Raw genomic sequence first — 20057 nt, 5'->3', positions numbered from 1 at the left:
CTTACTGTTCTATGTTCAACAACTCCATTAACAAATTAGTGGTTGCCGCCCTGCTCAGCCTGGGTACGCGACTCTCCTTTGCTCAGGCCACCGTTGATCCTGAGTTGACAGACGCCCTGAAAACAATGCCTCTGGTTCAGGCCGTCGTTACGTTTTACGGGGATGGGGCACCGCAACCCGCCCACGTCGGGCTGCTGCAACTGGTCGGAATTACCAAGGGCATCACCTTGCAGGCCATGCCCATAGCGGGCGTACTGGCGACTGCCGCGCAGATCGACGAGCTGGCCAAACGCCCCGAAGTGAAGTCGATTTTCCTGAACAAAAAACTGGTTTACTTTAACAACGACGCTACCCACCTGACCGGCGTAAAACGGTTGCGGGCCGACAAGGACGTGACCGCCCGTAATAACGGCACGCCCGTATCAGGCCGGGGCATCGGGGTGCTCATCAATGACAGCGGCGTAGACGGCACGCACGACGACATTAAGCTGGGTACGCACCTGGTACAGAACACGCTGGGCACAACCAACCTGAACTCGGTGAACTCGATGCTGCCCGTTACCTACGTTGAGGGCGTACCCAACACCGACAACAACTCGGGCCACGGCACGCATTGCGCCGGTACGGTGGGTGGCAACGGGGCTAGATCGAGCGGTAAGTTCGAAGGGGTGGCCCCCGGTGCGTCGCTGCTGGGCTACGGCTCGGGCGGGGCGCTGCTGGTGCTGGACGCCATGGGTGGCTTCGACTACGCCCTGACGCATCAGTACCAGTACAACATTCGGGTAATCAGCAATTCGTTCGGGTCGAGTGGTACATTTAACCCCAATCACCCGCTGTCGATTATTACCAAGAAATGCTATGACCGGGGGATGGTCGTAGTCTTTGCGGCTGGTAATTCAGGTCCCGGCTCGAATACGCACAACCCCTACGCTGTGGCCCCCTGGACAATCTCGGTGGGCGCAGGCGACAAGTTCGGCAAACTGGCCAGCTTCTCGTCGCGGGGCGTGAAAGGTGAAAAAGGTACGTTCACCATCGACGGCGAATCCTGGACGTTCAAGAATGAACCGACCATCGTAGCCCCCGGCGTCGATATCATTTCGACGCGTGTAATTGGGCCGGTAGCGGCGCTGGGGCTGGCCGATAAAGACCAGACGCTGGCTCCCGCCGAGTTGCCGTTTTACACGTACATGAGCGGAACCTCGATGGCGACTCCGCACGTAGCGGGCGTTATCGCCCTGATACTGGAAGCCAAACCATCGCTGTCGCCCGCCCAGGTGAAGCAGCTTATTGAGCGCACGGCCACCAACATGCCCAGCCGCGAATCCTGGGAAGTAGGGGCCGGTTACATAAACGCCTATGCTGCCGTCGATCAGGCGTTCCGGAGTACGGCGTTCGGTGGCACGGTCAACAGTAGCCGCACCTTCAGCAGCAGCGTCAACAGCGTCATCAAGCGGCAATCGGTGACGGTCAACTACAATCCGGCCACGGCGGCCAGCAACCAGACCACATTTACGGTAGCCCCCGGCGTGGGCAGCCTCGAAGCCCAGATGACCGCTACGGGCCTGCTCGGCGAAACGGGCAATCCGGTCACCATTACGCTGGTTGATCCAAACGGGGCCCAGTACCGGGCGGGTATCCCTGTTACCTTCGCCATCGCAGGCGACCGCAGCGTCGCCGTGGCCAGCCCGGTGGCGGGTACTTGGACACTGAAAGTCGAGGGGCTGCGGGGCGTTGCGTTCCCCGAAAACCTGACGATTAATCTCTCGCAGCAGACGGCAGCTGGCACCAGCGGCCTGAATGACATCAACGGGCATCCGGCGCAGGAATCGATCAATCTGGCCATCAGCAAACGCCTGATGGACGGTATTAATGGCGAGTTTCGGCCCAACGAGATCCTCAAGCGCATCCACTTTGCCGATTACCTGATGATGGGGCAGGCCTTTCGGCAGTACGTACCCACGAACGGCACAAAAACGTACTTTGACGTGGAAGGCAACGAGGCGCTGATTGCCGAGTCGATCTCGGCCAAAGGCGGTGCCCTGCGTGATATGACGCAGGTGCAGGGTCCGGCGATGTCGGGCGTATATGCGGGCCGGTTCAACCCCAACAGTGAAGTTGACCGCCTGACGGTGGTGTATGCACTGGTGCAGGGCCTGGGACTGCAGCAGCAGGCGCTCGATCGGAAAGGGAAGCCCGTTACAGTGCAGGTAAACGGTAAAACCGTTGCCATTGACGACGCTGCGCAGATTCCGGCGGGGATGGAAGGGTACGTCAGCGTGGCGCTTGATCTGAACCTGATCAATGCGTTCTACAGTGTCACCCAGGGGCAGTATGACCTGGCTCCCCTCATTCGGGCCGAGTTCCGACCGAAGGCTACGGTAAGCCGCGCCGAGTTTGCCGTCATCGTGACCCGCACCTTTCCGAAGTGGGACGCCGTCACTCAGCCGTCGTCGGCCCGCCGGGCAGCCGAGCCAGCCATGACCGAAGACGCAATGGCCTATCCTAACCCGTTTGTGCAGTCGACTACCATTCGCTACAACGTACTGGAGCAGGGCAACACCACGGTTGAGGTCTACAATATTATGGGTCAGAAAGTAAAAACGCTGGCTAACGGCTGGCACGAGCCGGGTACGCATCAGGTCAAGTTCGACGGCCATGAATTAGCCAAGGGAACGTACGTGTTCAAAGTGAACACCGGCACCCGCAGCACGTCGAAGCCGATGATTTTGCACTAGGAGTCCAAGCCTAGGCTGACCACCCGTAGAGCGTAAACAACGAAGCTCCGCTACCAGTAGCGGAGCTTCGTTGTTTACGCTCTACGGGTGGTCAGTTAATCGAACGGCTACCCCTTTCAATTGAATGTCTGTAGATAGACTAGTGCGCCATCCACTTTACCGTCATCTCTAAAAAATAAGTAGGACAAAATCCGTTGGAGTATCGGAAAAAAGGGCGAAAAGGTAAAGCAGATACAAAAGGTTAAATGCGTTCTATTTCTCGGATAACAACCAGCGTATCCTTGTCTTTAAAAAGATACGACCTTGTTAAACGTAATGAATGTGGTAAGAATACGTGTATTACACTGAAATAGCCTGACACAAACCGTGTAAGGTTATGAAGGTGAGTAGGTTTATCGACCTCAAGAAAAAGTACAGAGCTAGTGCCTTCCGCTGGCACATGGTCGAGCTCTATCGACTCGAACTGGTGAGCGAAAAACAGATTTTGGTTGAGCTCAATATTTCCCCAAATTCACTTCGGATCTGGAATCGAGCCTACCAGCGCTATCGACTCCGACCTTATTATCCCCCTCCCAAACAGGCCCGACTCATGAAAAGTAAAACTGACGAAGTGGCGCTGCTTAAAAAGCAGTTAGCCGATACCCAGAAACTACTCAAACGGGAAGCGCTGGAGATCATGATTAACGCTGCCGAAAAAGAACTCAAGATCCCGATCCGAAAAAAGCCTGGCCGCGGTGGCGGACCACCCAACCAGTAAATCAACTCAGCCTGCATCACCCACTGGTGAGCATGGAAACACTCTGCGGGCTGTTTGACGGTCCGCCGCTGCGGGGTAAGCCGTCAGGCTTGGTATGAGAAGCAGAAACGATCTCAGAAAGCGGATCTTAAAAGTGCAATGGTGTTAGCCGAAGTACGCCGGTTACGCCTTGACCTGCCCTCGGTTGGCGCGGAGATCCTGCACCACCAATTAGCCGACTTTCGTCAGCGGCATGGGATTAAACTGGGTCGGGATAAATTGGCTAAGTTACTCAGGGAGAATGGCTTATTAGTAAGGCGTAGAACTCGACGGGCGCGGACTACTTGGTCGAATCACCCTTTTCGCAAGTAGCCTACTCTGGTGAAAGAGAAAAAAGTAGATGCGCCTAATGAGTTATGGGTAAGCCATATCACGTACTTGCCTTTGCCCCGTGGGTTCGCTTATCTGAGCGGTCCGCCGCTGCGGTCTGATGACCGATGCCTATTCTCGAAAGATTGTGGCGGTCCCGCGTCCGGGTTGGGCACTACATCCTACTTTGGAAATGGAAGGTCCTTTAACCGCCTTGAAGATGGCTTTGAAAGCAAATAAGGTTAGCGAAGAGCTAATCCACCACTCAGACCGGGACGGTCCGCCGCTGCGGCGTTCAATACGGCTGTCATGCGTATACTGGTCTGCTGCGAAAAAACAACATTGCTATCAGCATGACCGAACAGGGCGACCCTTATGAAAATGCCTTGGCTGAAGGCGTCAACCGGACAATAAAAGGGGATATGTTGCAGAACCGTGGCTTTATCAGTTACGCGGCTGCCGAAGAAGGGGTTCAGCGAGCGATTGAGAATTACAATCAGTTACGACCGCATCGAAGTTGCGCTTATTTTACCGCAGCGGCGGACCGTCCCTAATCAAGCGCATCGAATGGAGGGCGAGTTGGTCAAGAAATGGCGGGTATCGAAACATCGTCAAAAGGCTAAAGTGCAATTGATGGAGTCAATGTTTTCAGCATAAAAATGAATGTAAATCTGTCAAGTAAAACCAGGGTAATACACCCATACCCGCCCCGAGATACGCCTGACACGTAACGCCGTTGGGCATCAATCGAAAACGTCTTGTCCAGCGAACGAATGGCCTCAATGGCCAGGGGGGCTACAGAAGGGGTATTGGCCACGCCGCCCCAGCCGGTATGCGGTGGACAGCGGGGCACAAAGACAAAAGCAGCATACTGTCGCCTGTTTTCATCCGTGGCTAACCATTTGGCGATAGGACAAGCATCGATCTGGCGGGTATTGTCTGACCAGCAGGTATAAGGTAGACCAACCACCAGTGGGTAGCGTTTCCGGGGATCGTAATGAAGCGGCTTCATGATCCGGTAGCGCAACGTATCGCCCTGGGAACCGATATAGCGCCCCTCCGCAAAAGGCTGCGCCAGGGCCCTCTCCCGGGGAGACACATGAGTATAGTTATAATTGTCTCCCGTTAACTGAATGGCGAGTACCGAGCTACAAATGGCCAGGATCGCAACCGTTGCTCTGGCCACCAGTAGATTAGTGGGTAAGTTGACAGGCTCCGTATCGCTGGAAACGCGAGTTAATTCATCGATGAAATTACCCAGTAGGAGAAGCGGAACGAGCCGGTCAGCCAGGGCCAGGTACTGCTGAATCAAATCCAGGGTGGCGGAGGGGGATAAGGGGGGATATCGTTAAACCACACCAGGGCTGCCAACTGAATCCCGTACAGGATGGCCACAACATAACCTGCCCATCTAAGCCAGGGTCTACTCCTCGCCCCAGACGTAGCCAAGGTGACCCCGTACACCAGAAAAGCGAACGTACCCATCCCGGTAGCCACCCGGAGATACTGACCCAGCAGCGGGTATAGGCTTGCCAGCAGCAGATAAAAAAACGTCGCCAGGGAGATGAGGGTCGCTACCAACCCAGCCCAAAAAGCCGCTTTAAAGTGTTTGTGGTCGTAATAGGTTAGCAGCAAACTAGCTGTGATGAGGGCAATGAAGTTGCCTATTACAAACCAACTCTGAAACGAGGCTAGCCCGTATAGATCGACGCCCCGCTGAAAATGGAGCCAGCTTTGAAACAAGCCAGCAGCCAGGGAAAGCCCTAAGCTGGCGCAAAGGGTTTGATAGAAGGGTTTTGTCATAAAGCCAGGTGTTGACCCACAAAGTCGTTACACCAACGGCTTTACCAGGACTGCCTTGATAAACGAATAGAGCACGAGCGGGTATAGCGGTCATGGCTGGTTGCTCGCCCCTACGAACTGGCTGCTGTGCCATTAGCTATCGCTCGCTTTATTACTCTATACCAGATCGACTAACGTAGCTAATGAAAAGCCCATTAAATCTGGTGGCGAGTGCGTTTTATTGAGACAAGGTTTTTAAATCTATGTCCCACACTATCCGTCGCATACGACTATTGCATTTTCTTACCTCGGCTTAAGGTTAACGAGATCTGTCCGGCATGATGGGCATTGTGAAACAGCACATGACTAAATAAGCGCGCTCGGGAAACAGTGCCAAAAAAAGGCGTCTCGATAGGATCATGCCAAGCCTCATCATCGGTCGTTTTGACATAAGCCTCAAACATGGCGTAGCCAGCTGCAACTAACGCTTGACTAACACTCCTATTTTGGCCTTGTCCCGTATCGATTTGGCCTAGGGTAGTATTCTGAGGCTCTACGGGCAGATTGAAGAACAAGCCAAACAAATTCATCATTTCACCCACATGCCGATAAATGAACCCGATAGAAGCCGTTTCTTCATTGAGTCGAAGATGTACGTTCTCTTCTGTAACTTGATCGAACGCAAAGGAACAGGTTGTTCGGTTTTGGGCTAACATATCTAATAGTACTATTTTCTGCATCGTTCGTATCAAGGTAGGGGTGACTATCAGGGCAAAGCTACTCGTCTTTAGGTGATTAAAAGGGAAGAGTAGTAACAGGCTACTCAGAACGTTCTAATCGTGTAGAAGTGGCATTTTTAGTACTTGTGTATCTAAGCACAGCAGACTAAAGCCGCTACACTGGCCGGGGGGGAGGGTAGGGCCCACGTATACGAGCGTTTTACGAACCAGGTACATGAAGATTCGTACGTCTCACTTAGAAGCGTTCATATGAAGCGAAGTATTTGTGGCTTCAGGGAAAGGATCAACTGTCAGGTGAAAAGGTGACGAACACTGGTACGTTTACTGACCAATCACCCTAACAGTTGGATGGTCGGCAATGATGGTCATGATAGCGTCAAAATACGTTTCGCCCCTGCCACTCTCCAGTGCTACCAACTTTTCCTCAAACAGTTTTTTGTTGTAGGGCGAGCCAGGGCTAAGCTTATCTAAGTAGTACTCACGGGTCGTCTGATAGCCTAGCGCTTTGCGGCTATGGTCCATATTGTGCCAGAGCAGATCAACCGATTGGGCTCCTTGCAGGGCTCCATAGCCACCAAAAAGTAAATCATTGAACGCGTCGAGACTAGGACCAATCATCCAGCTTTCGCCGACCATAAATACCCGGTTGATCTCCTGATAGAAGGAGGCGATGTCGTTGATCCGGTTTCCGTCAATGGCAATCTGTTTGACCATAAGTCAATATACCTGAGTTTGCGATACATTTGTAGGGTGCGCTCTTGAATAGTCCGCCATCTACTTGCTCATAAGTAGAGCTAACTAAGAGTTATGGCGTTTTATCAACGTCCGTTTGTAAAACGCCATAAACAGAAAAGCCGGGCTACATGCCCGTCGCTAGCAGCCTTGGCTAAGCTATAGAATTACCTGACCTTCTACCTACCATCCCCGGCGGCCACCACCTAAGATACCGCCCAGCAGATTACCCAGGCCGCCCGAGCCCATCCCGCCGTAGTGGGGCCGTCCCCCCAGTCCGCCCAGCACAGAGATCAAGGAGCCCAGCCCGCCGCCCCGGCCCGACGACATGCCACCGCCTAAAAGGCTTCCCAGCAGACCACCGCCAAAGCCGCCCCGGCGGCCACCGAACAGCCGTGAGAGAACCATAGGGGCCAGCATGCCCAGTACTCCCTGGATCATGCCCGGGGAGATGTTCAGGTTTGTGAAGCGGTCGGCAAACCCGCTTTGCTGGAGAAACGAGGGGGAGGAGGGATCCTGCCCCTGCTGCTGGGCGGCTCCGGCGCTGTCGACAAACTCATCCAGGCTGCGGAACTGCTCAGGGTTGATATCCAGGTAAGCGGCCATCTCCTGAATTCGCTGCTGCTCTTGAGGGGAATACTGCCCGTCGGCCTTGGCAAAGCTGATGATATCGGTGATAAAGGAAAAGCGGAGCTGGCTGCCCTTGAGTTGATCCAAACACGCCTGCAAACTTACCTGGGAGGGATTGCGGGCAATTTGCAGGACTTCCTCCTGATTCTCCTGGGGTAATTCGGCGGCTTGCCCCAGCAGGCTAAGAAACTCAAGCTCTTCGCTGGAGGCCGTGCCATCAGCCGCCGCCATGGTAGCCAAAGCACTCAGATAGGCACTTTTTTCAGGTAACGAATAATCGGTCAGTAACGTGGTTTGTTGTTCCATACTGGATTTTATTGGGGTTGAGAGGGCCCTGACCTGGGGTAAGGGGCCTGAGGGATAACTAAAAGGAAGCAGGCTGCGCTTACGCAGCTCACAAATTCTTATCCAGCCGGAACAGTAGTACTGTAAAGCCGAGTGGTTGCTCTCTGATTACGCCTGCTGTCTTTAGGCCAGCTGCGCTGGCAGCGTCAGGCGATAGCCATACATTTTTCGTACCCTGCCAGACTATAGACCAGGAAAGCCTGCCAGTCAGACACGGCTATCGCCTGACGTACCCTGGCGGCTCGCCCAGGCTGGCAATTACGTTACTAAACGTAGAACATTGACTACCTGATTGACGCTGACCGACATATGAATGCATTAACATATTAGTTTTTGTAAATAAAAGTGCAGCCTTACCGGGCAGACCGTTTTGTTTTAGCCAGCTAGCCCCTAGATTCGGGGCGAAGACAACAACGTTCACCTTTTCCCGCACTTGACGCCTCATGAGGACAGCCATAGCGTGTTTGATTCTTACTTGTTGGATCCTATCCCCTCAGGCCCAGGCCTAAACAAAGAAACCGCTGCCCAGGCCAGCCAGCCCCCAAGCAGGGGCCCCTCAAGCCAGAAGACTATCCATATTACTTGTTGGTAGACAGGTGACTGGACGAGCGGGACGAGAACGCCAAACCCTACTATTCGCTGAGTAGAGGAACCGAGTTCCTTACCAACGTGACCAACTACCAGGGCGGATGGATTGTCTTGGATGTACGTACGTGTAAGGAGGTGGCCTGGTGGCCAACGGCCTCCAACACGTATTTCTCGCCCAAAATACCAGCAGCTCTACACCCGCTTTAACCAGCACGCTTTAACCAGCACGATCTCCTTGTAGCCCACACGGCGAGCGGGCTGCCAGTGTACGAACTGCCCATGAACATGCCTGCCACTTCGCCCTACAAGGACGTTAAGTTTGAGCTATCAATGGACTGGAAGAGAGCCGTCTACATCTTTAACCAGGATATCGGCGTGGCTGATTTTGACCTGAAGACGGGCAAAGTAAGTAACCCCAATCAGGTCACCTTTGCTGGCGTGTTCGGCCATCACCAAGGCATGTTCATAAACGGTGAGGTTATGGTGACCGGCGGTCCAGATTTTATCGTCGACCTGAAAACCGGTAAGTATGCCACTTGTAGCCCGTGGATGAATTTCAATAGCTACATAACCAATCTTTTCTTCTCGCAGGATTATTCAGTAGGCCATTGGTCGGCCAGAGATCAGAAACCAATGGTGCGCGCCCCGGGCTTTTTCCACGTAGGCTGGGCCGATAAACGGCAGACAAAATACATTGGCGGCTACCAACGAAGTAAAGACGACGATGTAACCTACATGTACGTCGTCGATGAGGCAAAGAAGGATATCCGGGCTATGAACTGGCCGTACGCCAGTAAAACTCAGCCCAGCGTATGGGGCAATCTCAATCGCCAAGATTGTACGTTTTTAGAAGCGTCTCCATAGTCAGTGTTTCGTACGGTATGTTCAACTGCTTGGCATTCTCTTTTACACTCCAGCGCGCTAAGGTGCGCCTGGTGGCGGCTTCGAAATACATAAAATGGCATAGTAATATACCCCTATAAACTGCTTTTGAACGTCCATTAGCAGCCTAGTCTTGTCAATTCAAAAGCAGTTTCTCTTCTGTGTTGTCGGCTTTTTCCAATCTGGTTATCTGTTCGACCTGCTGGCGAATATTCAGTGACTGGAGAATAAGCCAGGAAACGGCGATCAGAGCCACAAACGCAGCGAACGCAATGCCCCAGCTAACGTGCTCCTTCACCGGTCCAATCAGCGTCGCTCCGACCATCGATCCTACGGCCCCGATTGTCATGTAGAATGTGAACTGACTGGCCGATACTTTCCTGGAACAGCATTCCATGGCGATAGCGTAAACGCCAATCTTGGCAAACGCATTCAGCCATCGGTAGACGATGATAAAGCCGTGGACAAAGACGCGGTCAGTCCAGTAGTCTGTCAGCAGGGCAAAGGCGGTGGCGATGCCCATGATTCCGAGGAAGTAAAGGCCGATCATGCGCTTTTTCCCGAATCGCTCAATCAATACGCCGCCCAGCAGAATGCCGCTAATACCCCCAATCAGATCGGCCGAGGCAAAGGCCTGCGAGTAGGAGACGTTGGTCCAGCCCGAGACGTTAACCGCAAAGATCGGCAGCAGGGTTTCGAAGTAATTGTATGACCCCATCGTGATAAACATTAACAGCGAGACAAGCAGCGAGTTTTTCAGCCTGAACAGACTAAACAGCGACCGGACAATCGTCCTCCAGTTGCTGACCTGTAGGTTCCGGGATTCGGGAGAGGCAATGCCATCCGTCCAGGGAAAAAACTTCTCGCTCTCGGCCTCTCGTAGTAAGATGGGTACCACCGTGAGCAGACCAACGGTAAAGGCTACGGCAAGGGCAGCTACGGTGAAGCTATACTGATTCAATAGCCAGCTGCCACCGGCCAGCGCCAGCGAACTGCCGATCATGCGGGCACCCCCCATAAACCCGTTGGCACGCGCCTGCTGGTCACCGGGGATCACATCGACGGCCATACCATCAACGGCGGCATCCTGAAGAGCTCCAAACGTAGACACCAGAAAGGCGGCCCCGGCAAACAGCTGTAAATTGCCAAGCGGATCAGGTACGTAGGCCATGACGATCAGACTAGCCACCAAACCAAACTGTCCAAACAGTACCCAGGGGCGTTTGCGCCCCATAGGCAGGTAGGTGTATCGGTCCATAAGCGGGGCTACCACGAATTTGAACGTCCAGGGCAGGGCACAGGCCGTGGCAAACTGCCCGATCTCTGTGGGCGTTTTAGCGTTCTGTGCCATCCAGGCAGGAATGCCGACAAACAACAGCCCCATTTGCAAGCCTTCTGCGAAATATAGCGCCGTAAAGGCGAAGTAGCGCCAGAACGTACTATTTGCCAGGGCGGGTAACCGGGTATAGCTGGTCATTGAGGTTATTGATACACAGGTAGTTTGGTGAACTGATCGGGTAACGGCCTGGGTACGTTGGGGTTGGTATTGATTTCCCCCTGCGGATAGATAAACCGTTGGGGTCGCTGGGTTCCCGCGTATAAGGGAATAGGCAACTGCACAACCGGCGTCGCCTTGGCCAGCCGCCGGTAATCATTAAACGCCTCGTACTGCATCAGCAGCAGAATAAACCGTTGACTAATGATTTCGTACAGAAGAGCTGTTTGCACGCTTCCCAACCTGGTGGGGTTAGCCAGTCCGGTGGGATCGAAATCAGTCAGGGTATAGGCCTCGTATTTACGGCCCGTAGCGGCGATGGTTTTACCGTTGACGTAGCCCGTTGCCAGGGCAGCTCTGAGGGTGTTGAGCGCTTCCAGTGCCTTGTCTGTTGCGCCTAACCGGGCCTGTGCTTCGGCCAGAATGAGCTGATTTTCGTAGTACGTCAGCATGGGGTGCGGCGCGTTGGCCGTGAAGGCACCGTCCGTTGTGTTGGGGTCCAGCGCACCAGTAGCCGTGATGCCCACCTTGATGAAGTGGTTATACAGCGCCGTTTCATCGGTCTTGGTGTTAGCCGACCGGATGCGCGACTGCAGCAACACGGGCAGATAGGCCCCATCGAAGCCCGTATCCCCAGCCCGGTTGACCCGGAAAAAATCGTAATTCTGGTTGATATCGACGCCCAGACTCGTACCATGTGGCACCAGCGCATCGCCCGCCGTACTGCTGATGCCCGAGCTGGCACTGGCTACGGCTTTGGCATAGTCGCCGGTGTGTAAATAGAGACGTGCTTTCAACGTGTTGGCTGCCGCCCGCCATTTCGCAACGTCTCCTTTGTAGATAAAGTCCTGCGCTGTAAAGGCCAGTCCCGATGGGGCTGTCAGGTTCTGAATGGCGTTGTCGAGCGTTGTGTGCAGGGCCGCATACACATCCGCCTGTTTGTCGAATACCGGCGTGGGGTAAGTCACATCGTCGAAGGCCTGGCTGTAGGGAATATCTCCGTAGAGATCAGTGGCTTTGGCAATGACCAGCGCCTCGAGTACCTGGCCTACGCCCTTTGTCCACCGGTCGCCCACGGCATCGGCTTTGATCTGAATAAGCCGGGCCTGCCCCGCCACCGGATAGAGCGGACTCCAGGCAAAACTCTGCGAAGAGACAATGTACTGCGCAAACCCCTGATGTGCCCTTGAGAGGCCGTTCAGCTCACCCGCCCACATAGAAGCAATGCGCACGTCGGTGTCTTCATGCAGGAATGCGACTCCCAGCAACGTACCTGCCAGCAACGTCGACACATCGACATCGGTCACGGCATTGGGGTTGCTCTGAATCGTGGGCTCGTCAAACAGGCGTCGGCAACCGCTCAGCAATAGAACGGCCAGCAACGCGATACAGACTTTATAAGAAACAAGTTTTTTCATAACCGTAAACGCCTACCTCCGGCATCTTCCCCGTCAGAGAAAAGGCCGTGTGGGGGCAGCTTTTAATACGAGATTTTGACCGAAAAGAGAAGTGACTTTGTATTCGGGTTGGTGAACCAGTCCTGCCCGCGCGACAGACCTGCGCCCGTGATGTTTACCTCAGGATCAGTGCCTGTGTATTTTGTCCACAGCACCAGGTTACGTCCCGTTAGGCTGAAATCAATGCTTGAAAGCCGCGTGAGCCGCCGAAAACCAACGCTGCGCAGGCTGTACGTGAGTGTGATTTCGCGCAGCCGCGTCACGCTGGCGTCTTCTACGAACTGCTTGTAGGAAGCCGAGTTGGATGCTGATCCGCGTCCCTGCCACCAGGCCTGATTGATGGCAACGGGACCGGCTCCAAAGTCCCGAATCTGCCCCTGAAAGGACGTACCTGCCGCAATGAGTGTCCCGTTTACATCTCGTAGCCCACCCGCCGGGGCAATGGCTGTGGATCCCTGATCGGCGTGAACGCCAAAGTTGTAGAGCGACCCACGGGTGCCGTTGAAGAAGTCGTTCCCCGCCACCCGGTCGAACAATACGTAGAGCGACAGCCCTTTGTAGCCAAGGGTGCTCCCCAGGCCGCCCCGCCAGTTAGGGTTAGGATCGCCAATGATCTCATTGCTGATGCCCGCCTGTGGAAAGCCGTTGGCATCGAGAAGGTACTTGCCGGTCTCGTCTTTGCGGAAATCGGTTGAATAGAAAATGCCAAACGGCTGGCCCGGTATCAGCGACGAATTCTGCATGTAGCTGTCGGGTAGCGTATACACCGACGCGCCCGCCAATGACACCACCTTATTGCGGTTCATGGAATAATTGGCCGACAGAGTCCAGCTAAAATCGCCCGGAGGCAACAGGCTGGCGCTTGCTTCTATTTCAAGCCCTTTGTTGGCCAGTTCCGCAGCGTTGGTGTTGCGGATGGTGTAACCCGTTTCGGCAGGTACGTTCAATGATAAGATGACATCGCGGGTGTAATTGCTGTAGGCCGTAGCCGATAGGCTGAACCGATTTTTGAGGAAACGCAGATCAAATCCGATTTCCGCTTCAGTTTTACGTTCGGGGCGCAGGAAATCATTGCCCGCCGTGGTGTTGCGAATGTAGCCACCGCCGTAGAGTGCACTCGTTCCAGTAAGGCCCCGCGTAAACATATCGGCATAACCGGCCGGGCCGAAGGTGGTGAAGTTGAGGTAAGGCTGCGGCTGAATACCAACCTGCCCCCAGGTAAGCCGAATTTTGCCGAAGCTAAGCCACGAGCTATTCTCCAGTTCCTTTAACCGGCTGAACTGCCAGGCCAGCGCTGCCGAGGGGAAGAAGAAACTTGATGCGGTGCGCGAACCGAAGCTCGACGCGCTTTCGTTACGCCCGGTCAGGGTCAGAAACACCTGGTCATAGGCCTGCACGTCTGCCTGTGCGTAGTAAGCGTAGGTACGTATCAGCGAATTATAGTTGCCCGCCGTCAGGTTCGAATTAAGCGCGTTGGTCAGAATGTCGGGGGCCGTTGGCACAATCAGGTTGGTGATGGCGTCGGAGAGTGTTGCCCGGCTGCGGCTGTTGTAATTGAGGCCCAGCAGCAGCGACCCGCTCAGGTTGGTATTGACCGTTTTGCTGGCGGTGGCAAAGAGATCGGTGTTGAACTGCTTCTCCGTAATCCAGTTTTTCGACAGGTAGCCAGTCGGTTGCAGAGCCGAGTTGCGGGCAAAGCGTTCCAGGCGGTTATCGGTAAAATTGTCGATGCCCGTGCGACCCGTAATGCTCAGCCAGGACGCAGGTGTAAGGTCAAGCTCCACGTTGCCGGTCAGCCGGTCGACGTCGCTGGTGTTGCGGTTATTATTGATGTTCCAGAGTGGGTTGGAATAGATCGTGCTCAGATCTTTGCCCAGCGGGTTACGGTATGACACGTGCGCGTTGTTGAACACCTGCCCGGCGGGGTTAGTGAACGTACCTGTGAAATAACCGTTGTCAAAATCGGGCGGGGTACGCAGTGCCCCCAGCATAATACCGTCGACATTATCGCCTTCCTGCACTCGGGACGAATACGTGCTGGTGTAGCCCACGTTGGCCGACGCCCTAAACCACTCAGTAAACTGACTCGACACGTTCAGGCGGGCAGTGTTGCGCTGGTAATTGCTGTAGGCTTTGATAACCCCTTCCTGACGGAGGTTGCCGTAGCTGACCATAAAATTCGTTCGCCCATTGCCGCCGCTGATACTGAGGCTGTTATCGGTAAAGTGTCCCGTTTGAAACGCATCGGTGGTGTGATCGTATGTGTCGCGGGCATTTTTACCCCCGTGCGGATTAGCCGCCGTTCCTGAGGCGATAGCGTAGCGCCGGGTGCCGTCTGGAAACGTGACATATCCCTGATAACCAGCTGCTGCCGGGTCGCTGATGTAGGTGTCAGCGGCGCCCGTCCGGTCGGCAATCAAGTCGCCAAATGTATTCCGGTTGCCCTGTTGATAGAGCCCGCCAGATCCCTGGCCGTAGGTACGTTGTAGCCCCGGCATCTTGTTTACCTGATCGATGGAAAGGGCCGATTTAAAGGTGATCGCCACTTTCCCATTAGTATCGCGCCCTTTTTTGGTGGTAATGACAACGACGCCATTGGCCGCTCGCGCTCCCCACAGGGCTGCCGCTGATGCCCCTTTTAATACCTCCAGGCTCTGTATGTCTTCGGGGTTGATGTCATTAATGCGCGACTGCTGCACAATGCCATTGCCCGCTGCCGTGCCGATGTTATCGCTGGCATTGCTGACCGGCATGCCGTCGACAATGAACAGGGGTTGAATGTTACCGTTGATGGTGTTCTGCCCCCGAATCTGGATGTAGGCCCCCGCGCCGGGATCACCTCCATTTCGGGTAATGAGAACACCCGCCGCCTTACCGCTTAACCCCGTCAGCAAACTCGTTTCGCCTGTTTTGGCAATATCCTTGCCAGCTACTGTTGTAATGGAGGAAGCGTACTGGTCGCGCTGGGCCTTTGTTCCGATGGCCGTGATAACCACCTCATTCAGTAGGCGGGTATCAGCCTGGAGCCTGATAGTAAGGGTGGTACGAGTGCCGATCGGCTCTTCCTGAGTCTGCATCCCGACGGCAGAGAAAATCAGGGCTGTGGCTGAGGCGGGGATAGTTAGTCGAAATTCCCCTTTTGTGTCGGTGACTGTGCCAATGGTGGTGGCCCCTTTCACCAGGATCGTTGCTCCTGTAAGTCCACCCGTATTTTCGTCGGTGGTGACAATACCTTTTACTTCACGGTTCTGGGCACAAAGCAGTGAAGAAGGCAAAACCATTACTAATAAAGTCAGTAGTGTTTTGTTCATCAGATCAAGAAAAGATAAACACGAAGATAGCTCAACATGCCCAACGGATAAGTTGATTGGCTGAATAAACGTTATTTCTTAACCTTGATTAATGCAGCAGATCAAGTTATCGGCCCTAAAGCCCGGACACCATTATCTGCGTTGATTGGTCGTTTTGCCAGATAACGAGGCTGCGATACCTTGAGGTGGCAGACGCGCGGGCCATACTGATCAGCCCTTTACGCGCGTACGAACCGGTTAAGGACAGAAGCGAAATAGGGCGTTTGAACAAGGTAGCGGATAGCTGCACCGTAAGATGATCACCCCAGGTGGCCGCACTAATACGGATGGGGCGAAACACTGCTTTCCAACTGGCTATCAGTAGGTTTCTGCCTGACGATGATCTTGCCTGCTTGATCGATTTCTATCAGGCCCATGCCTTCAAATGCGGTCAACCAGCGCTGCATGGGCAAAACTTGCCATTTTTGCTGGTAGCGTGAGGCGTTCGCAATAATCGAATCAAAATAATTTAGCGGTGGATCATATTTATCGTGGTACTGGTGTAATACGTAATCGCTTACAAATAGCTGCTTGATGCCCGCCCGGTGAAACATCATGGCAAAATCGGTATCTTCTGCCCCATATCCGGTAAAAGATTCGTCGAAGCCACCAATTGTGTCAAACGTTTGCTTTTGAATAGCGAATAGTAAAGACCAGAATTGCAGATGGTCAACCGGCTGGCCGACCGGTATGCGCTCTCGGGCGGGATGCCCCACCGCTTTGTGCTTCAACTCACCATACTTCCCCGTGTCCGGCACCATCGGCAGATACAGAGGATAAGCAGCAATTATAGTGTCGGGTGCCAAACCCGGCAGCATGTTGGCAAACAGGGTTGGCGACACGATGCAGTCTACATCTATAAAAATGACGTTCCCCGTTTTCGCGGCGGCAATTCCCCTATTCCGGGCGGCAGCTAGTGGCAGCTCATGCGTATCCTGCATTGCATGGATGCTCACAGGCAAGCCTTCAGGAATGGAAATACCGTCCGGATCGTCCATGCAAATGACCTGCATATCATAGGGAAGACTCGTCGATGCACTTATGGAATAAAGAAGGTTGGCTAGTTGCTTTCGTCTTCCCTTAACGATGGTGACAATACTGAATTCAGGCATACCAGTTTCTCATTTTCTGCGCCACCGCTTCGGGGGCTGACGCATTCACCAGACCTTCGTAGGAAGGTGTAAAGAGGTTCGCTTTTTGCAGAACGTTCTGCCACTGCTCAACGCTGAATGTTTCCTCCGCCAGCAGCGTAATCTGTTGATCAGCTAACGCAGTTGCATGTACGGCCTGCTCGTCATAGGGTCTGGGCTCCGGAAGAAGGATTAGCCGTTTGTTAAGCGACAAAAGCTCAGCAATAGTGTTTTGACCGGCTGCAGCAATCACCACCTGGCCAGCAATCGCTTCGCTGATGTCTTTTACCGGGCCCAGCATCAGACAATTTTTACCTAACTTATAAGCCCGCTTATTACCGATAATGGTAAACTGGGTGGTTTGATCGTTGGTGATCCTTTCAAGCACCAATGCCTCGTAATTATCATACCCTAAAAGAATTGTTACGTTAGTGCTATTCGAATGATTGTTTCGCAACGACTCACGGCCAGCATACTGAGACATATACCCACTGTAGTATGTCTTGGAGGCGAATTGGTAGTTTGCCTGTTCCAGTGAAGCTGGAAAATGAGCAACGATATGATCCGCCAGTTCATGCGCGAAGACCTGCGTCGGATCGGTCGTCACGTTGCCGGGCAAATGAACCAGAACAACGGGGACACCCATGCCCCGAGCCATGATAGCCAACTCCGGAACACCATCGCAGTAGAAAGCTTTTGGCTGGTAGCGCTCTATTGCTCCAGCCAGCGCTTTTGCTCTCCCTGCGGGCTCAAGCGCGTACGGCGTCACTTCGAACGCTTTTGAAAACGTATGCACTGGTATGTCGTAGCCAGCTGGATACTTTGGCGGGAGTTCCAGTACGTCGAGGCCAGGCTTTTTGCGCAAATACTCCGTTATTTCGTTGTTCGTCGTTAGGGCTATCACCTTAAAAAAGATGGATAAGGCAGGGTACAACATATTGAATGTTGCCCGGTGGCCATACCCGTGCGCATGGACAAAATAAAATATCGATGGCTTCTTCATTCCCTGGCCTCTTTGACTAGGCGTTCATAGACGCTTACGTAAGCGGCGGCCGTTTTTTTCAGATCGAACGAGGCGGCAAAATCCCTGCACGCTTCCGGTTCCGACTTTCTGGCGATGGCTAAGGGCTCTATCAGATCCCGCCAGTCCTGTGAATCAACGGCGATTGATACGGCTCCGCTGCGCAGGTCCGGTGGTATGGCGGAATTAAAGCCTACAACGGGCAAACCGCTTGCCAGCATCTCCAGGGTGCTCAAGCCGAAAGGTTCTTCCCAGGTAGCAGTTGCCAGATACGCCGAAGCGCCTGCCGCCAGATTACTTAACTGCGGCTGGGTCAGGTGAGCAATATATTCGATACGTTCGTTTAGCTGCGGCTGAATGTGGTCCTGAAAATAAGGCTTGTCAAACAGGGCGCCGACAATCTTGAGCGGCTGTTTTAAATGATTGGCCAGATGGATAGCGGCTTCAACGTTCTTTTCTTTTGCAATTCGCCCGCTCCATAATAAATACCTGTCCGTATTTCGCGCGCGTAGCTTCCACTTATGGAGTGCTATTCCATTTAAGATTACCGCTACGTCACTACCCAGTGCTGCCTTCCACTGCTGGCTCATTCGGTGCGAAATACCGATTGGTAAGACAGGCGCGTGCTTCATGAAAAATTTATACATCAGAACAAATTTTTCGGTTGGCGGCAGATGCAGCGTTAGTACGCTTGGCGTTTTGAAGAGTGCGCCGACTGCATAGATTTCGGGTATAAATGAATTATAGTGGATGACCTCGTAGCGACTAACGTCTAACAGGCCATACTGCAGCGTCTGGTAATGCTGCTGACCGAGCCATTCCGGACAGGCCCGGTAGGAGTCATCTTTCATACTCAACGGGCTCTCGTGAAATTCAATCACCTGAAACAGATTTGTCTCATCGGCATCCTTTGCCAGTACATCGACAGTATGCCCCAGGCGCACTAATTCGTTGGCAAGCTCAACGATGAATGCTTCCGTGCCTCCATTATAAGGCTCGCGCAGCGAGATGAACGGGCCGGCCACCAGGAGTATCTTCATCGTACTTTCTCGAAATACGCTATATAACGTTCAGCCATCGTTCGCAACGAAAATGTTTCTGCGTGACGCCTTACGTTGTCACTCTCAAGTGGTATCGCAGCTGCGATTGCCGTGGCGAGCGATTTTACGTTTTTTTGCGCCGCAACTACGCCACTTTCGCCATCTATCAATTCTGAAAAAGCACCCCGGTCAAACCCGGCTATCGGCACTCCTGACGACATAGCTTCTATGTTAGTTAGGCCGAATGGTTCTTCCCAGCGGACAGCATTTACCATCGCGGCTGCACCTGCCAGATGCAGGCGTATGTCAGCTTGTTTCAAATGACCCAGGTACGTATCCTTCTCCGTCATGCGAGGCCTGATCTGTTCATCAAAATACCGCCTATCATCGAGCGGTCCGGCAAACTTTAAGGGCATATGTAGTTCGTGGGCCGCGTCTATGACGATATCCAATCCTTTAGCATGCACCATCCGGCCAAACCAAAACAGATAATCTCGACTTTTGCGGACTAGCGGCCACTCAGCCAGGTCAACACCGTTATAAATGACACTTGAGCCATTATTCATGTATGGCTGCCACGTAGCGTCAAATGATTTTGAAGGCATAATGAAATGAAGATTGTCGGAACCCGAGCAAATCTTGATCGCTGCTTTTAATTTGCTGATCGGCGGCGTATGGATTGTCGTGACCACCGGCATTAGCGCCTTCACACCCCATAGTATGGGTAGTTCGTGGGTCGAATTATTATGAACGACATCAAAGTCATGTTGTTCAATGTCCTCAAGTATGGATAGGTATTCATCGGTTTCGTATAGCTCGAATAGCTTATTTTCCCGGTACTGATCACCGTAAAAGCCCTTCACATTCAGCTCTGGGTCACTATCCGCATGTGCATACAAAATAATTTTGTGACCCAGACGTATGTACTCTTTACATAATGCGTGGATGAACGCTTCTAGACCGCCTCGAAATGGCTCAGCGATCGGCAGTCTGGTTTTGGCTATAACAGCAATTTTCATAGACCA

At 53.4% G+C, this 20057-nt stretch carries 16 protein-coding genes; 4 read left to right on the top strand and 12 right to left on the bottom strand.

The genetic code is table 11. The annotated features are described in order from the left end of the window. Positions 1-11 precede the first annotated feature (11 nt). From J2I46_RS28435 to J2I46_RS32985, 3 genes are all read left to right on the top strand, one after another. Positions 12-2735, top strand: coding sequence for a S8 family peptidase (locus J2I46_RS28435; RefSeq protein ID WP_207332498.1), 2724 nt, complete (start codon positions 12-14; stop codon positions 2733-2735). A 589-nt stretch (positions 2736-3324) separates the two neighbouring features. Continuing rightward, positions 3325-3492: a hypothetical protein gene (locus tag J2I46_RS28430; protein ID WP_207332497.1), complete on the top strand. Its 168-nt coding sequence runs from the start codon at positions 3325-3327 to the stop codon at positions 3490-3492. Positions 3493-4193: 701 nt separating this feature from the next. Further along, the gene (locus J2I46_RS32985) at positions 4194-4394 is read left to right on the top strand and encodes an integrase core domain-containing protein (RefSeq protein WP_229379998.1); all 201 of its coding nucleotides are present in this window, start codon (positions 4194-4196) and stop codon (positions 4392-4394) included. A gap of 65 nt (positions 4395-4459) precedes the next feature. Here the strand turns inward: J2I46_RS32985 and J2I46_RS28420 are convergent, their stop codons facing one another. The 5 genes from J2I46_RS28420 to J2I46_RS28400 all read right to left on the bottom strand — a co-directional run bounded on the left by J2I46_RS28420 (position 4460) and on the right by J2I46_RS28400 (position 8030). Further along, positions 4460-5152 (bottom strand): carboxylesterase family protein, encoded by a 693-nt coding sequence (locus J2I46_RS28420; protein WP_207332496.1) that lies wholly within the window; start codon positions 5150-5152, stop codon positions 4460-4462. Then, on the bottom strand, positions 5149-5643 hold the full coding sequence (locus J2I46_RS28415; RefSeq protein ID WP_207332495.1) for a hypothetical protein: 495 nt from the start codon (positions 5641-5643) through the stop codon (positions 5149-5151). The genes J2I46_RS28420 and J2I46_RS28415 overlap by 4 nt, the downstream gene beginning before the upstream one ends. A 269-nt stretch (positions 5644-5912) precedes the next feature. Then, the gene (locus J2I46_RS28410) at positions 5913-6362 is read right to left on the bottom strand and encodes a DinB family protein (RefSeq protein WP_207332494.1); all 450 of its coding nucleotides are present in this window, start codon (positions 6360-6362) and stop codon (positions 5913-5915) included. A 321-nt stretch (positions 6363-6683) separates the two neighbouring features. Then, the gene (locus J2I46_RS28405) at positions 6684-7076 is read right to left on the bottom strand and encodes a barstar family protein (RefSeq protein WP_207332493.1); all 393 of its coding nucleotides are present in this window, start codon (positions 7074-7076) and stop codon (positions 6684-6686) included. A 201-nt stretch (positions 7077-7277) separates the two neighbouring features. After that, positions 7278-8030 (bottom strand): tellurite resistance TerB family protein, encoded by a 753-nt coding sequence (locus J2I46_RS28400; protein WP_207332492.1) that lies wholly within the window; start codon positions 8028-8030, stop codon positions 7278-7280. Positions 8031-8936: 906 nt separating this feature from the next. Here J2I46_RS28400 and J2I46_RS28395 point away from each other — a divergent pair. Next, positions 8937-9521, top strand: a complete 585-nt coding sequence (locus J2I46_RS28395) for a hypothetical protein (RefSeq protein WP_207332491.1) — start codon at positions 8937-8939, stop codon at positions 9519-9521. Positions 9522-9675: 154 nt separating this feature from the next. Here J2I46_RS28395 and J2I46_RS28390 read toward each other — a convergent pair whose 3' ends face one another. From J2I46_RS28390 to J2I46_RS28360, 7 genes are all read right to left on the bottom strand, one after another. After that, on the bottom strand, positions 9676-11016 hold the full coding sequence (locus tag J2I46_RS28390; RefSeq protein WP_207332490.1) for an MFS transporter: 1341 nt from the start codon (positions 11014-11016) through the stop codon (positions 9676-9678). Positions 11017-11021: 5 nt separating this feature from the next. Next, positions 11022-12452 carry a SusD/RagB family nutrient-binding outer membrane lipoprotein gene (locus J2I46_RS28385; protein ID WP_207332489.1) on the bottom strand — a complete coding sequence of 477 codons (1431 nt, stop codon included), beginning with the start codon at positions 12450-12452 and terminating at the stop codon, positions 11022-11024. 62 nt (positions 12453-12514) lie between these two features. Further along, positions 12515-15802, bottom strand: coding sequence for a SusC/RagA family TonB-linked outer membrane protein (locus tag J2I46_RS28380; protein WP_207332488.1), 3288 nt, complete (start codon positions 15800-15802; stop codon positions 12515-12517). A 317-nt stretch (positions 15803-16119) separates the two neighbouring features. After that, positions 16120-16953 (bottom strand): glycosyltransferase family 2 protein, encoded by an 834-nt coding sequence (locus J2I46_RS28375; RefSeq protein ID WP_207332487.1) that lies wholly within the window; start codon positions 16951-16953, stop codon positions 16120-16122. Beyond that, complete coding sequence (locus J2I46_RS28370) at positions 16946-17836, bottom strand: glycosyltransferase (protein ID WP_207332486.1); 891 nt, start codon at positions 17834-17836, stop codon at positions 16946-16948. Before J2I46_RS28370 ends, J2I46_RS28375 begins: the two co-directional genes overlap by 8 nt. 134 nt (positions 17837-17970) lie before the next feature. Beyond that, positions 17971-19032, bottom strand: coding sequence for a glycosyltransferase (locus J2I46_RS28365; RefSeq protein WP_207332485.1), 1062 nt, complete (start codon positions 19030-19032; stop codon positions 17971-17973). Beyond that, complete coding sequence (locus tag J2I46_RS28360) at positions 19029-20051, bottom strand: glycosyltransferase (protein ID WP_207332484.1); 1023 nt, start codon at positions 20049-20051, stop codon at positions 19029-19031. Before J2I46_RS28360 ends, J2I46_RS28365 begins: the two co-directional genes overlap by 4 nt. Between the last annotated feature and the right edge of the window lie 6 nt (positions 20052-20057).

The organism is Fibrella forsythiae (assembly GCF_017353175.1).
In the GTDB taxonomy this organism is placed as follows: domain Bacteria; phylum Bacteroidota; class Bacteroidia; order Cytophagales; family Spirosomataceae; genus Fibrella; species Fibrella forsythiae.
This window is presented reverse-complemented; position numbering and strand designations above follow the sequence as displayed.

Excerpts from the sequence above, each read along its gene's own strand:
- J2I46_RS28435 (WP_207332498.1), top strand. The coding sequence starts at position 12 with ATGTTCAACAACTCCATTAACAAATTAGTGGTTGCCGCCCTGCTCAGC.
- J2I46_RS28430 (WP_207332497.1), top strand. The coding sequence starts at position 3,325 with ATGAAAAGTAAAACTGACGAAGTGGCGCTGCTTAAAAAGCAGTTAGCC.
- J2I46_RS32985 (WP_229379998.1), top strand. The coding sequence starts at position 4,194 with ATGACCGAACAGGGCGACCCTTATGAAAATGCCTTGGCTGAAGGCGTC.
- J2I46_RS28415 (WP_207332495.1), bottom strand. The coding sequence starts at position 5,643 with ATGACAAAACCCTTCTATCAAACCCTTTGCGCCAGCTTAGGGCTTTCC.
- J2I46_RS28410 (WP_207332494.1), bottom strand. The coding sequence starts at position 6,362 with ATGCAGAAAATAGTACTATTAGATATGTTAGCCCAAAACCGAACAACC.
- J2I46_RS28405 (WP_207332493.1), bottom strand. The coding sequence starts at position 7,076 with ATGGTCAAACAGATTGCCATTGACGGAAACCGGATCAACGACATCGCC.
- J2I46_RS28400 (WP_207332492.1), bottom strand. The coding sequence starts at position 8,030 with ATGGAACAACAAACCACGTTACTGACCGATTATTCGTTACCTGAAAAA.
- J2I46_RS28395 (WP_207332491.1), top strand. The coding sequence starts at position 8,937 with ATGAACATGCCTGCCACTTCGCCCTACAAGGACGTTAAGTTTGAGCTA.
- J2I46_RS28390 (WP_207332490.1), bottom strand. The coding sequence starts at position 11,016 with ATGACCAGCTATACCCGGTTACCCGCCCTGGCAAATAGTACGTTCTGG.
- J2I46_RS28385 (WP_207332489.1), bottom strand. The coding sequence starts at position 12,452 with ATGAAAAAACTTGTTTCTTATAAAGTCTGTATCGCGTTGCTGGCCGTT.
- J2I46_RS28380 (WP_207332488.1), bottom strand. The coding sequence starts at position 15,802 with ATGAACAAAACACTACTGACTTTATTAGTAATGGTTTTGCCTTCTTCA.
- J2I46_RS28375 (WP_207332487.1), bottom strand. The coding sequence starts at position 16,953 with ATGCCTGAATTCAGTATTGTCACCATCGTTAAGGGAAGACGAAAGCAA.
- J2I46_RS28365 (WP_207332485.1), bottom strand. The coding sequence starts at position 19,032 with ATGAAGATACTCCTGGTGGCCGGCCCGTTCATCTCGCTGCGCGAGCCT.
- J2I46_RS28360 (WP_207332484.1), bottom strand. The coding sequence starts at position 20,051 with ATGAAAATTGCTGTTATAGCCAAAACCAGACTGCCGATCGCTGAGCCA.